We start from the raw sequence: 14,347 nt of genomic DNA, 5'->3' as shown, positions 1-14,347 counted from the left end.
CCGCGTGCCGGGCCGCCCTGCCGACGTGGGGCCGCCCGGTTCACGTCAGGAAGGTCACCCGCTCGGCGGTCTCGGTGAGCTGCAGCGCCAGATCGCCCGAGCCGAGTTCGGTGGGGGCGACCCCGAGCGCGTCGGCGATCGCCGCACCCAACCCGGCCACCGGCACGGTCCGCAGCGCGCCCAGCGGCAGCGGACCGACCGGCGTCGGGGTGGCCGTCACGCCACCCGGGGCCCGCAGTGTCTTGCCGATGGTGCCGTCGCCGAGTTGCTCGACGGCGAGGTGCTGGCCTTCCGGCGGTTGGTGCAGGTCCAGCCGGGCAAGCTCCCCCTGGAAGAGGCAGAGCAGTATGTCCGGCGTCAGCCGCGCGGTGCGCCAGGGCGTCAACCGCCGGGTGCCGGCCGGGTCGGCGTACGCGTCGACGAGCAGCCCCGGGTAACCGGGCACGACCGCCGACCGGATCAACGCCCCGGTCACCGTCGGGAACTGCAGCGGCGGCGGATCGTCGGCGTCCCGCTGCGCGTCGGCCGGACCGAGCCGCCCGATGCTGGTCGCGCCGTCGACGAGGTGTCGGATCCAGCGTTGGTCGAGTCCGACGAAGCGGATGCTCTCCGCCGGGAGCAGCTTCTCGTCGGGCAGCAGGTAGGGCAGGGGCACACCGTCCAGTTGCGCGAGCGCGCGCAGCCAGGTGAGCAGACCCTCCGGCATGTCGGTGTCCGCCGCCGGCACGACCAGCGGGTAGTCGACCGGAACGGTCTGCTTGGCGGCGATGTCCCGGCGACGCCGCCAGGTGTAGAGGCTGCTGCTGATGTCGGTGCTGCGCAGCGCGAGCAGCCGACCGAGCTGCCACGCCGCGGCATGGCTGACGTCGAACATGCCGACGTCGGTGTGCAGCCTCAGCAAGGCGTCCGCGCTGCGGGCCGGGGTGACCGGCCCTCCGTCGGTCGCCCCGGTGCTCAACGGTCCCCGGTACCAGCCGATGCTGCGGCCACCCTGGCGCAGCCGGTGCCGCAGCGGCACCAGTCCCTGGGTCAGGAACCCGTTCGCGGTCGCGTTGCCCACGTCAGGCAACCGCAGGTCGCCGCCGTCGGAGGCCAGATCCCGCACCAGTCCGGGAAACGAGTGGTCGGCGCTGACGCAGGCGAACCGCCAACTGGCCAGGCTCACCAGCGGCACGGTGGAACCGCCGGTGCCACCCCGGCCCGGATGCGGCAGGTCGAGCCCGGGGGCACCGAGTCCGTCGGCCCGGAACCGGTGCTCCAGCGACACCAGGTGCACCGTGCTGGTCGTACCGGCGCCGGGCAGTCGGTTGCCGACGACCACCGCCGCGTCCGGGTCGGCATCCGGCCCGGTGCCACCCCGGACGTGGGCCAGCAGCCGCAGCTCGGCGTACGCGGGCATCAGGCTGGTCAGCAGAGCGGCGGGTACGTCGATCACGGTCACCGGGTCGTCGGCGGAGTCGTGTCGCTCCAGGGCGGTCGCCGGCTCGGGCAGTCTGCCCTCCCGGGTCAGCGCCCCCACCGTGGTGGTCCGTGGCTGCGGCTTCTCGTCCTCGTCGAAGAGCAGCAGCGCCAACCACGGCGGACGGTCGTCGCCGCCCCCGCCCGGATCGCGTTCCCAGGGCAGTGAGGGCCGGTCGAGCACCACGTGCGGCAGCACGTTGCCGTGGTCGCCCAGGCTGCCGTCGGGTGGGAAGACCGCGCGGATCGCGGTCGGTGGCAGGGCGAACCGGTCGCCGCCGACGCTGAACCGGCGGCTGGTGCCGAACGACTCCGTCGCGGAGCCGACCGCGACGGCCTGGGTCACGGTGATGGCGTAGTCGCCGGCCTCCAGTGCCGGGCGTCGGTGCGCGGCGAACGTGACGGTGTTGTCAGACATGAGCGGCCACCCGGGGGATCTCGTGGAACTGGCTGGTGTCGAAGCCGGTCAGGTCGACCGACGCGTCGGGCAGCAGGGCGGCCCACAGGTCGGCCCGGGCAGCGGTCACGGTGGGCGCCGCCATGCTGCCGACGATCAGCTTCGCGCGTTCGGCGTCGCTGCCGTCGAGATCCGCCACCGCCGCCGGGGCACGCAGCCGGATCGCGTCGGAGACCTCGAACAGGGCCGTGTCGGCCTGCACCGCGCTCCGGTCCAGCCACGCCGGCTCGGGCGTCACCGTCGGGCGGGGTGTGATGGTGTACCCGGTCAGCAGATCCGGCGTCAGTGCCGGATCGGTCGGTGACGGGGTGAGCCGGCCACCCCACAACGCGTTCGGCAGCCGCTTGACCACCGGCCGGTAGTCGAACTGGTCCTCGGCCGGGACGCCGTCACGGGTGATGGTGATCCGGTGGGTGGCGGTCGCGTTCCCGACGGCCACCCCCATCGGGCCGACCCCGAACCGGGTGCTGCCCGCGTCGGCCGGCAACGCCGCCTCGGCGGTGCCGGTGCCGCGCCTGCCCCTGCTGCTCGGGACGCTGCTGTCGGTGCTCAGCACCAGCGTGGTCGGGTCGACCACGCCCAGGTCGTCGTCTGCGGCGTCGGCCGCCGCCCGATGGCTGTCGCCGCGCAGCGTGACGCTGACCAGTTCGGCCGGGGCCGGCAGCAGCGTCGACCGGAAGCTGGTCCAGGACAACGGCGTCGGGCCACCGCCCCGGTCGGCGCCGAACGAGATGCGGATCGACGTGACGTGCAGGTCGATCGTCGCGGTGCCGCCGAAGTCCGGGCCCCACAGGTCGACGTCGGTGCCGACGTGCAGGTTGATCGTGTGCGTACCGAAGAAGTGGTACGTGTACGACGCCCCGATGCTGACGTGCAGCGACGCCTCGTAGTGGTACGGCTGCCACGAGATCAGGAAGTCCATGGCGGCGTCGAACCAGGCGCGCAGCGACCCGTCCTGGTAGACGGCACTGAGCCCGCCACCGGCCATCAGGGCCCCCGGGGTCAGCGCGTAGTACGCCGACCCGGACATGCTCAACTGTGGCGAGACCTGCCAGGAGAACCCGAGCCGGGGCACGGTCGGGTAGTGCGCCGGCACCGGGAAGTGCGGGTGATAGCCACCGGCGGTCAGCACGAAGTCCCCGGAGTGCTCGCCGGCGAACCAGGTCGAGAACGCGATACCGCCGACGAGGTGACAGGCCCGCGACAGCAGGTAGGAGTTGCGCGTCAACTGCGCCTGCACGCCCAGGAACCCGTCGTCGGGTACGAAGCTGGCCCGCAGCGCCAACTGCACCTCGGCGACCGGGGTGACCGCCTCGGTCCCCGGCGCGCGGGCCGGCAGGGTCAGCGTGGACAACCCGAGCACGTCCAGTTCGAAGCGGTGCCCGAACGTCGCCGCGACCAGCACGAACGAGTCGAGCATCTCGAACGAGCTGACGTGCACCCCGGCGGTGAGCAGGATGTCCCCGACCGACGGGGGCAGCCACGTGGCGAGGCTGCGCAGCTCGGCACCGAGGCTGGTGCCCGGCGTCGCGGCTCCGGTCGCCTCCGCCACCAGCGGGAACGACGCCACGTCGTCGACCGGCGGCAGGACCAGACGCCGGTGGTAGCCGAATCCGGCGGCGATGCCCCGGACGTGGAAGAACGGCGGCCCACCGACCGGGGTGTCCAGGTACGCGTAGACGAAGACCGACGGCCCCGCCGGCAGTTGCGCGTACGCCCCGATCGCGGCCAGCGACAGCGACTCGGTGCGCAGCTGCGCCATGCCGCCGTACGCGGGATAGCTGACCCCCTCGTACTCGATCTCCGACCGGAGGAACGCGCCGGTGATGCTGACCGGGCCGGCAGCGTAGGACAGGCCCATCCCGGACAGCCCGAACGACGGTACCGAGAGCGGGTCGGTCAGCGAGATCCCGACCTCGAGCCCGTCCAGGGAGAGGGTGAGGCCGGCGACGGCGACCGACGCGTCCAGCAGCAGCGCGAGGCGCGGATCCTGGCCGTCGTGCTGCCGGAAGGCGACGCCGACCCGGGCGAGCTGGACCGGACCGAAGGCGCGCTGCACCGGGAGCCAGGAGGTGTTGTCGCCGGTGACAGTCTGCTTCGGTGGCGCGGGTACCGGCCCGGCCGGCGGGTTCGCCGTCCCGTTCACCCCGCTGACCGGCACCGACACCGGCTCGCCGAACGGTCCCAGGCGCAGCGTCCCGTCGACGGTGAACCCGGCCGGCAGACCTGCTGCCGGCAGCGCGGGTATCTCCGCCGGCAGCAGCGCGTTCAGCGCGGTGACGTCGGCGGCACCGAGCGCGGCGGTGGCCGCCACGACCCGGAGCAGGTCCATCCCGATCGTCGTGTCGCCGGTGAGATGCTCGCCGACCACCGGCAGGTCGGCCAGGTCGACCGTGAGCGCGAGGTCGACCCCGAAGACGTACGCCGTCCCGGTCCCCTCGACCGGCCGGGTCAGGGCGAACAGCAGGTGCCGGGGGTCGACGACGATGCCGTGCGGCACATAGCCGGCGGCGGTCGGGGAGACCGCGCCGACGAGGGCACGCACGTCCGGCACCGGATCGCTGGAGGCGTGAGTGTACGAGGCGGCCAACCGACGGGCGGTGGCGTCACCGGCCAGGTGCAGGTCGAGCTGCGGGTGGAACGTGCTGCCGTCGCCGACCGGCACCGCGAGCGCGATCAGCCCGTCGAAGGAGCGCTGCGCGGTGTCGACCGTGACGGTGATCGCCACGTCGGTGTCGTCGACCGGGAACCGGGCCTGGCCGGTGACGAAGACCCGCTGGGTGCCGGTGGAGACGTCGACGCCGAGATTGTCGATGGTCAGGTCGGCCAGCGGCGCCGGCAGGGCGAGGCCGTCGAAGCGTTCGGCCAGGGACTCCACCGCCGGCCCGATCGGGATGAGCTGGCCGGGTCCGGTCTCGCCGGTGAACTCCCACTTCCGGTCGGGGGCCGGGTCGTAGTCGGCGGTCATCGTGACGGTGACGTCGTCGATGACGAAACCCGCCATCGCCTGCATCTGTGTACCGGTGGTGTCGTGGTCCAGATCGAAGGTGAGACTGGTCAGCTCGACCTGGTCGGTGAGGAACCAGTTGCCCGCCACCACGATCTCGCCGCCGAACGTGGTGCCGGTCGTGCCGACCGGCAGGTTCACGTCGGCCTGGAACCGGGTGATCGCCAGGTCGGGCAGGTGACCGGGATCGGCGCCGGTGAAGTGCTGGTAGACCTCGCGGATCCGCAGCGGCGCGTCGCCGTAGAGACCGCCGCCGAGGTGCCGTGACCTCGGGTCGGCGACGAGTTGCAGGGTGCCCTCGTCACCGATCCCGAGCAACCCGTTGACCAGGAACGACGGCGTCGCACTCGGGCCCGGTCGGTCGACCCGTACGGTCAGCTCCAGGGCCTGCAGTTCCAGCAGGTCGTCGACGATGACCCAGTCCGCCTCGGCGCGGACGGTCAGCGCGATGTGGTTGATCGACCAGGTGCCGCCGCTGTGGGCCAGGCAGACCACCACCTCGCCGAGACTGATTCCGGCGTCCGGGTCGATGTCGAACGGCAGGGTCAACCGGTCCAACCCGGCGAGGTCGGCGACGTCGTCGAGGGTGAGCGCGCCCAGTCCGCTGAAGTCGGCGGCCAGGATGATGTCGTTGTCCCAGCCGGCGACCTGGGCGGAGAGCAGCACCCGGTGGCTCTGCCCACCGGTGCGGACGTCGATCGCGCCGGTGAGGACCAGCACTGCGACGACCTCACTGTCGGCGGTGTGCAGGTTGAGGTCGGGGGTGCCGAAGATCTCGTACCGCAGGTCGGTGACGTCGAACAGGCCGAGGGGGAGGGGCTCCCCGTCGGCGCCGTAGAGGATGACGCTCGGCACCGTGGGGTGCGGCAGCGGGTAGCCGTCCGGTGCGAGGGTGACCATGGTGATGTCGCCGACGACCGGGTGTGTCGTGCCCGGGAACAGCAGCGCGATGGCGGCCATCTCGCTGGTGATCCGCAGGTCGCCGGTGAAACGCATCGCCGCGTCGGCCGGATCGGGCGTCGGGTCGTCGCCGGTCGGTGCCAGCACCGCCGTGTCCAGCGTCATCAACGGTCCGGTGAAGCGCAGCGTGGCCAGCAAGGTGCCGGCCAGCGCCGGGAAGGTGTCTGCGAGCGACCAGGTCGGCGCGCCGGTGGCGGTGACCCGTACCCCGGTGACCGTGTCCGCGGCGAGGGCGAAGCGGGCGGTGACCGCCAGCCCGGCGAACGGGCCGGGTGCGCCGGTGCCGTGGACCTCGACCGCGTCGGCCTGGTCGACGCGGACGCAGTCGGTCAGGGCCAGTCGGCCGGTGGGCAGGAAACGGCCGAGATAGGTGGCGTGGTCCGCGTCCAGGCTGGACAGCGGCAGGTCGAGCCGGCCGGTGGCGACCGTGGCCAGCAGCGTCTCCAGGGTGTGCCGATTCATGATCAGGCCGTCCAGGCGATGTCGAGGTTGCCGTGCGACCCGGTGATGTACACCGGGAACGGGATGTCCATCTGTTGGACCTTGTACCGGCTCACGTTCATGTCCCAGCACCATCCCTTGTGGGCGGTGGCAGGGACGCGGCCCGTGAAGTTGTCGATGTACTTCTCCACCGTGGGCCAGGCCGGCAGGTGGTGCGAGGTGCTGCCCTCCCGGGCCGCGCTGATGATCGCCTCCGTCTTGGGTTTCACCACGTCCAGCAGTTCCTTCGAGCCTGACGTGACCTTGCTGCCGTGGTGGGCGATGTGCATCACGTCGACCCCGGTGATCCGGGTCTTGGTCGGTGCGGCGTACTTGCCGGCTGCGATCAGGTAGTGCTCGGTGCTGGTGGTGGCGTCACCGCAGAGCAGCAGCTTCTTCCCGTGCGCCTCGATCAGCAGCACCAGGCTGGCGCGGTTCCTGGCCTTCTTGGTGTCCTTGTCGGTCTTGTAGTCGTGCGCGACCCCACCGGCGAGGATGGTGACGGTGCAGGTCGGCTCCGCGATGATCCGGATGCCGCCCTTGTCGTCGAGACGATCCACCTGGTCGCCGGCGGTGGCGGCGACCACCGCCGTGCCGTCGAGCGTGATCTCGCCGCGGACCACGCTCTGGTCGGACGGATCGACCTCCAGGTTGTGCACCACCTTGAAGATCTTCGTGGCGTCGGCCATGTGTTTTCGGAGCCAGTCGATGGCGCCGACGTAGTCCTCGCTCTCACCGCTGTGGTAGACCCGCCCCACCGTCATCTTCCGACCGGTGCGGTCCTCGTCGAGCACGGACGTCAGGTAGTTGTAGTGGTCCTCGTCCGGATGGGTGAAGACCATGACGTCGATCGTGCTGCTGCCCAGCAGATAGCGGGGCACGTTCAGGCTGTTCCAGATGTACTGCGCGTGCGCCTCACCGGTCGTGGTGTCCAGGGTGGTCGAGCCGCAGTCGACGAGCACCGTCTTGCCGCCGGGCGTCTTGAACACGATGCAGTCGCCCTGCCCCGACCGCAGGAACGTGGCGTAGAAGTTCGTGTCCGCGCGTGCCCCCACCACCGCCGGCGTCGATCGGGTGATCGGCTCCAGCGTCGTGGCCAGTTGCAGCAGCTCCACCGCGAGCTTCGCCGCGACGGCCGCCTTACGGTCGGCGTCGGTCATCGCCTTCTTGGCCTTGACGTCCTTGCGTTCGGTGTTCTTGGGTGCCTTGCTGGAGTCGGTGGTCTTGCTCGTGGTCCGCGTCCGTTTGCCGTTCGGCATCGTGCCGTGCTCCTCCGCTTCGCTACCGGTGACCTAGAACGGGAAGCGCCGTGCCAGATCGAGCAACCGGCGCAGGTCCGACTCACCGATGCCGGTGGATCCGAGACGCAGCGAGGTGAACGACGCGGTGCGGGCGAAGATGTCCCGCAAGTCGTCGGAGCCGGTGTTGCCGTCCTTGAACAGGAAGCCCTCGGGACGGCCCTCGATCCGGTGCCAGAACTTGTTCGCGTGATGGAACCTCAGGCTCGGAAAGGTTCCCTGATTCGCGGGGACATCCGCCTGGAACAACTCCAGGAACACCTGCTTACCGGCTGCCTGATCCCGCCGTTCCACCCGGAGATGACCCTCGCCCCCGCTGACCGCGACCTTGTCCACCCGCATCGACGTGAACACGCCCAGGCGGGCGAAGATGTCACTCAGGTCGTCGCTGGTCGGCGGTCCCCACTTGAACATGAACCCGTCGGGGCGGCCCTCGATCCGGTGCCAGAACTTGCCCGCGTGGTGGAACCGGATACTCGGATAGGTGGTCACGTTCGCCGAGGTCTCCGACTGGTACAGCTCCAGGTAGATCTGGTTTCCGCCGGTCTGACCCTCCCGGCGCAGCTGCAGGTGCTCGGTGGCGGCGCGCACGGTCAGCTTGAACGGCGCGGCGACACCGCCCACCGCGACGTTGGTGCCGCTGAACAGCAGCGGGCTCCGCTCCACGTCGACGCTGACGAACCCGTCCTGGAAACCGGGGACGTTGCGGTACGACAGCACCACCGGCGCGTGACCCGGCGTGGTCAGCCCGTGGACCGGCCCGATCCCCAGCTCCAACCACTCCTCGGCGGCGATGGTCGTGTCCTGCTTCGGGGTCAGCGTCCACATCGCCCGCTCGTCGTCGATCAGCTTGTCGACGTCCCACGCCACACCGGTGGCACCGGTCAACGCCACCTGCACCGCACCGACCTGACCGGCCGTGGTCAACGCCCAGTCCCGGGTCTCGTTCGCCAACTGCACGTCGAACGAGAGGACCAGCGCCGACGCCCGCTCCTTGCCGACGGTGGCGGAGCCGGCCAGTGCGATCGCCACCCGGCGGGAGACGTTGGCCACCCGCAGCCGCAGCGAACTGGTGCCCGACCCGTCGCTGAGCACCCGGTTGCCGCCGACGAAGGCGACGTCCAGCGGGATGTCCGGTCGACCCCGGTGGTTCACCACCTCCAGCGACTGCTGCCGGGTGCCGACGATCTCGCTGGTCTCACCGGTGTAACCGAGCCGCTGATAGGCCAGTTCGACCCGGGTCACCCGGGTGCCGTCGGTGCCGTCCGCACGCAGCCCGGTCAACGGCAACTCGACCGACGCGGCGGCCGGGACGACCGCGTTCGCCGGACCGCGCAGATACAGCTCCGTACGGGCCTCGTTGGCGGCCAGCGCCCATCCGCTCGCGGCCAGCCCGACCGTACTCGCCGGGGCGATCGTGCCCGGCCGGAGGTTCAGCGTGAAGTGCCGGTTCGTCACCGACGGCGCGCCGCTCAGCGGCCAGAGCGTGATGTCGTGCCGGGACGAGTTGGTCACGCGCAACGTGAGCGTCTGGCTGGTGGCGGCGTCGTCGATGTACAACACCGGCTGCTGGTCGACGTTGGCCAACTCGAAGTCGAGCGGGTGGGTGCGGACGAACGACGTCACCGGCGACTCGTCCACCGCCATCAGCTCGGTGACCTCGGCAGCGCTCAGGGCCGTGCCGTACAGCCGTACCGCAGCCACCGACATCGGCTGGTACTGACTGGCGTTGCCGGGTGGCCGCCCGACCACGAAGCTGCTCTGCACCGTCGGCGGCGCCCCGACGCTCGCCTCCAGCACCACCACCCCGTCGAGGTGGATCCGAAGCAGCGTGGTGTCCCGGGTCACCGCCAGGTGGTGCCAGGTGTCGTAGGTGAACAGGCCGGCGCCGCTGGAGTACCGGACGTTGGTGCCCGGCAGGTCGGCCATGATGCGGCCGAGCACGTTGACGTGCACCCCGTAAAGGTCGCGGCCCATCACGGTCTGCATGCCCGAAGTCTGGGTGGGCACCCGGAACCAGCCGCACATCGTGTAGGTCGTGTACGGCGGCAGGGGCGCGGGCGAGACCACGGCGTCGCCGACCCCGTCCAGGGTCACCACCGCACCGAACTGGTCGTCCGGCGACACGGTCGGGTTCCCTTCGAGCCGGCCGTCGAGCTGTCCCTTGCCGTAGTCGACGACGACGTTGCCCGGGGCGATGTCGTCGAGCTGCCAGAACAGCAGCGGCTCCGGGCTCATGCCGACCGCACCGGGGTGAGACGGGCCTGCTCGGCCTCGACGGACGGGCCCTGCACCTGCGCACCGGCCTGCCGGCCGATCGTCTCGATCAGTTCGTAGACCCGGACGTACGGCAGTTGGCCGAGCGCCTCCAGGACCATGTTCGTCTGTTCCAGGGACAGGTCGAGGGTGATCTGTGGCATCGGGGTCGCCTTCTCGGTCGAAATGTGGTGGACGTGCCGGAGAAATAGGGGAGGCGCGCGGAGCGGTCAGACGGTCGGGCGCTGACGCAGGCTGAGCCAGCCCTCGCGAGCGGTCAGCGCGGTGGGGAACGCCTCCGCGAGCTCCGGCGGCTCGGCGACCTCCACCCAGGAGGCGCCGTCGCGTTCGCGCCACGACCAGACCCGGTCCGGGTCGGCCGCCGGTGTGACCAGCGCAGGCGCGTCGGCCTCGGTCAGCACGGGCGCTGCCAGGAAGCCGACCTCCAGTCGGGCCAGCGCATCATGGTGGTGGGCGGGATCCAGCCGGCAGGAGACCGTCGGCAGCACCCCGGTGGTGGCGTGTACCGCCCCGGCCGGCTCCACCAGCGCGGTCAGTGTCAGCGTCGGCAGGTCGATCCCGACGGCGAGCGGCGGGTCGCCGTCCTGCTCGGCCAGCGTCACCACGTCGTGGTACCGCTCGCCCAGGGCGCCGTCCGGCTGCTCCCGCCAGAAGCCGAGCGTGCCGTCGCCCAGCCGCCCGTGCTCGCCCAGCCGCACCGGGAACCGGACGGACGGGTACGCGTTACTCTCCCGACCGACGCGGCGCAGATCCTGCCGGAAGACGTTCCAGTCCTGGTGGATCACGGGCAGCCCCGGCGCCTCCAGATCGAGCGCCAGCCGGACCACCGCCACCGGCCGACCGACCAGCACCGCCCGCGCCCGATGCTGCCCCGGGTCCTCGGGCTCGACCGCGTCCAGCGACTCGTCGAGCCGGGACACGAACTCGGCCAGCCCGTCGGCGCCCAGCCCACGCAGCCGCTGCACCACCGCGCGCAGCCGCACGTTGCCGATCGACCCGACCTCGGTGACCGGCCCCTGCGGGGAGGACTGCCACCACGCCTGCCGTGGGGCGGCCGGGTCGGCGGTCAGGTAGAGCGTGCCGAGCCAGTCCCCGTCCGCCGCGTACACCCGCAGCCCGTCGTCGAGCGGATCGGGCAGCAGCCACCCGCAGACCGGGGACGACTGCGGCAACCCGCTCAGCGCTCGCCCGGCGGCCTCGGCGTCGAGCAGGTCCAGCCGTACCCGCGCCGGCACTGCCAGCCGGGGCGGCATCGCCACCCAGGTCGGCCGGTTCGGCATGCTCAACCAGGTGGTGGTCCGGGGCTTGTCGGTGTCGACGTCGTACCCGATGCCGAAGCTGTCCACGATCCGCAAGCGCCGCACCCGCAGCGCCCCCGCCCGGACCGGGTTGAAGTCGCTCAGCGGCACCGGCGCGTGCCGCCCCTCACCCGCCACCGCCTGCTGCACGAGCGCCGCCAGCGACCGCCCGGCTGGAAAACCCAACGGGTCGGTGATCGGCAACTGACGCACCATCTGCAGCATCACCAGGGCGTCGTTGAAACCACCCAGGCTCTGCGCCAGGTTGCTTCCCTCGTGCGCGGCGAGATGTCGGTACGCCGTCGCGAGTGTGCCCAGCCGCGCATCGTCCTGCTGCGCCGCGCACCAGTCCAGCAGCGGTCCCGGGTCGTCGTCCAGTTGGTCGGCGGTCCACGGGTCGAGTCCCGCCGCCGTCCGCTCGTCGTTCGCGCGGGCCAGCGGTGTCCCGCGCAGGTATCGCATGATCCGGGTGGAGAGCACCGGCCGCGCCGACGCCGACAACACCGTGCTGCCGGTGTAGACGTTCGCCGCCGTGTCCAGCACGTCCTTCTCCGCCCGGGGGCGCAGTTCCCGGTCCCCGTCGGGCAGCTCGTAGTTCGTCGTGACGAACGCCGGGTCGAAGTCCCGCCCGGACGGGTCCAGGTTGTTGCCCGCCCGCGCCGGGAAGAACTCCACCTCCCAGTGCAGCAGCACCGGATGCCACGGCTGACCCGTCCACGACCGCAGCGCGGGATGCTCCGGTTGCCCGGTGGCGAGCTTGGTGGCCAGCGCCGCGAGCAGGTCACCGAGGCGGGTCACCCCGGTCGCGGCCCGCAGGTCGGCCTCGGAGACGGCCAGTTCCACCGCCACGCACGGCAGCAGTCCGTCCGGCTGGTCCGCGCCGTCGCGGCCGTACCGGTCCGACGGGGTGGCCGCCGCACCGGTGAGCAGCACCACCGGTTCGTTCGGCACCTGGTACGGCGTACCCGGGACCTGTTGCAACTCGAACCGGCTCCGCGCGGCGGCCGCCGCCGTGGCGTTGACCGTGTCCAGCGCCGACTGCGCGGCCTGCCGGGCGGCCTGCAACCGGTGCGCCAGACTCGTGCCGGTGTCCACCGGCGGCCAACTTCCCAGCCTTGCCAACCGGGCGGACAACGCCGACACCTCCCGCCGCAGGTACCAGCCGACGAGATCCGGGTCCGGATAGTCGTCCCGGGCACCCGGTGGTGGGTACGCACAGACCAGGTACCGGGTCCAGTCCGCGAAGATCCGCCGACGTGCCCCGGTGACCTCGGCCGCCGCCGCGTCGTACGCCGACTGCGCCTCGTTCAGCGCGACCAGCAGGTCGCCGAAGCTCCCCGGCAGCGCCAACCGTTCCCGGGCCTGGCGCTGCGGCACCGTGACCGGCGAACCCTCGTCCCCGCCGTCCAGCGGGTCGTCCTGCCGACGGACCGTCCAGGCCACCCCGGAGGCGACCGTGCCGAACGACGCGGCATGCCGGGCCTGAGCCAGCCGGGCCGGCAGGTCCAACACGCCGCTCTCCAACTCGTCGGCGACGGTCAGCGCCTCCAGCAGCTCCTCGGTCTGCGTCTCGGTCACCCCGGGCAACACCGCGCCGAGGTGCGCGGCGAGTGCCTCGGTGGCGGTGTTCGCCACCCAGACCCCGCTCTCGGAGTCGGTCGTCGGGCCGGGCACCGGCGCCCGCTTCGCCGTCGCGGCGAAGGTCAGCCGACCGAAGCAGAGCATCCGCGCCGGAGCGTCGCCGCCGGTGTCGGCCGGCACCGACCAGTCCAGTTCGTCGGCGATGGTCTGCGGCCAGCTCCGCCCGGCCGCCGTCGCCACCACCGCCAGCAGTTCGTCGTCGGCCGTCTCGGCATACCAGCCGACCACGTCGTAGCGCAGGCCGTTCGGCGGCGGCACCGCCCCGTAGCCGTCGTCGTGCAACCCGAACACGCTCGACGAGTTCGGATAGAACGCGGCGAAGGTCGGCTCGCCGTAGCCGAGCGCGGTGAGCGCGGCCACCCGGTCGGTCGGCGCACCGGGCCACGCCGACAGCGGCAGCTTCCGGCCGAGATACCGCCACGGGCGTCCGGTGGTGCCGCGTGGATCGGCCGCCCGCAGCGGATAGGTCACCCCGCCCCGGTCGACGTCGCCCAGCGCGTCGCTCTCCACCATCCAGCGGTCCTGGGCGCCACCCGGCGCGGTCCGGGTGACCAGCCACCGGTTCGGCACCCGGGGCAGGTCGACGGCGGGCGCACCACCGCCGGTCGCGGCGCCGTGCGTCAACCGGGTCAGTGCGTCCGGCAGAGACCAGTGCAGGTGGATGCCGGCCGGCAACAGCAGGTCCTGCTGGAACGACCCGGGCAGGATCGCGTCGCTGAGGTTGCGCTCACCGAAGTCGGCGTCCCGGCCGGTGCTGGCGTCGACGTACGGCAGGCGGGTGAAGTCGGCGGTCGGTCCGGTCACGGTCCGGTCGGTGGCGAGCCACAGGGCGTCCACCCTGACGGGCACGGCGAGTATGCGCATGGTGATGCGTTCCCCAATGGTTGCGGCGTGGTCGCTGCGGTAACGCCGGTTCACCGTAGGGCAGATCAGAGCGCGAAAGTGTTTCGCAAAGCTGACAGTCGAACCGCTGGTCCGTCCATCATGGAGTGTGCTATCCCGCGTGGTGGAGACGCTTTCCGGACAGTGATCCGTCGAATCACCGACATGCCGCGCCGACCCGCGCTCCCATGGCCGACAGAACAGCGGCGAAGGGGCGCCGAGCCGATCGGCGGCAGGTGACTGTGGTCACTGTGCGTGGTGAAGCGCGCCCGCGCAATCGCGCACCCGGGGCGTCGGATTCACGTCTGCTCCCGAGCCGCCACCCGGACCGGCGCGACGGCGAGCCGACCGGTCAGGCGGGACGAATCAAGGGGCTGTCTCGTGTCGTACGAACAGGGACATGCCGGGTGCCCGACGGGCACTGGCGGGCGGGCTCGCCCGTGTGGCAGCATCGGCAGCGGTCAAGAGTGTCAGCGTCAAGGCCCCGGCCTGCTGACCGGCAACCCTCGTATATCCGCGGTGGGGTGCCTCCGGGTGAGACCAGGCCGTCGGCGATCGCCGGAGGCAAGCGCGGACCCGCACGGGTCCA

The 14,347-nt window shown here is 71.8% G+C and carries 6 protein-coding genes and 1 riboswitch; all 6 genes read right to left on the bottom strand.

From position 1 onward, the window contains the following. Positions 1-40: 40 nt before the first annotated feature. Complete coding sequence (locus tag EYA84_RS00270) at positions 41-1,876, bottom strand: hypothetical protein (RefSeq protein ID WP_131050898.1); 1,836 nt, start codon at positions 1,874-1,876, stop codon at positions 41-43. Beyond that, positions 1,869-6,344 carry a DUF6603 domain-containing protein gene (locus tag EYA84_RS00265; RefSeq protein WP_131050896.1) on the bottom strand — a complete coding sequence of 1,492 codons (4,476 nt, stop codon included), beginning with the start codon at positions 6,342-6,344 and terminating at the stop codon, positions 1,869-1,871. The genes EYA84_RS00270 and EYA84_RS00265 overlap by 8 nt, the downstream gene beginning before the upstream one ends. Before the next feature lie 2 nt (positions 6,345-6,346). After that, a complete protein-coding gene (locus tag EYA84_RS00260; RefSeq protein ID WP_131050894.1) occupies positions 6,347-7,621 on the bottom strand; it encodes a ComEC/Rec2 family competence protein in 1,275 nt (424 codons plus the stop codon). Positions 7,622-7,654: 33 nt separating this feature from the next. After that, positions 7,655-9,898, bottom strand: a complete 2,244-nt coding sequence (locus EYA84_RS00255) for a LamG domain-containing protein (protein ID WP_131050893.1) — start codon at positions 9,896-9,898, stop codon at positions 7,655-7,657. After that, the gene (locus tag EYA84_RS00250) at positions 9,895-10,080 is read right to left on the bottom strand and encodes a hypothetical protein (RefSeq protein ID WP_131050892.1); all 186 of its coding nucleotides are present in this window, start codon (positions 10,078-10,080) and stop codon (positions 9,895-9,897) included. The genes EYA84_RS00255 and EYA84_RS00250 overlap by 4 nt, the downstream gene beginning before the upstream one ends. A 66-nt stretch (positions 10,081-10,146) precedes the next feature. Then, positions 10,147-13,725 (bottom strand): hypothetical protein, encoded by a 3,579-nt coding sequence (locus tag EYA84_RS00245; protein ID WP_131050891.1) that lies wholly within the window; start codon positions 13,723-13,725, stop codon positions 10,147-10,149. Between the two features lie 492 nt (positions 13,726-14,217). After that, a riboswitch (SAM riboswitch) is annotated at positions 14,218-14,335 on the top strand. Positions 14,336-14,347 lie beyond the last annotated feature (12 nt).

This window comes from Verrucosispora sp. SN26_14.1 (assembly GCF_004307965.1).
In the GTDB taxonomy this organism is placed as follows: Bacteria; Actinomycetota; Actinomycetes; order Mycobacteriales; family Micromonosporaceae; genus Micromonospora.
This window is presented reverse-complemented; position numbering and strand designations above follow the sequence as displayed.